General features: G+C 48.6%; 1 rRNA gene. It reads left to right on the top strand.

The features are described 5' to 3' along the window. Positions 1–222, top strand: a 23S ribosomal RNA gene (locus NNO08_RS23290); the annotation flags it as partial.

The raw sequence follows: 222 nt of genomic DNA, 5'->3' as shown, positions 1-222 counted from the left end.
ACTAAGCGTACACGGTGGATGCCCTGGCAGTCAGAGGCGATGAAGGACGTGCTAATCTGCGATAAGCGTCGGTAAGGTGATATGAACCGTTATAACCGGCGATTTCCGAATGGGGAAACCCAGTGTGTTTCGACACACTATCATTACGTGAATACATAGCGTAATGAAGCGAACCGGGGGAACTGAAACATCTAAGTACCCCGAGGAAAAGAAATCAACCGA

Source organism: Citrobacter sp. Igbk 17 (assembly GCF_028069775.1).
Classification (GTDB): Bacteria; Pseudomonadota; Gammaproteobacteria; order Enterobacterales; family Enterobacteriaceae; genus Citrobacter.
Note: the sequence above shows the minus strand (reverse complement) of the source record. Positions and strands in the feature narration are given on the sequence as shown.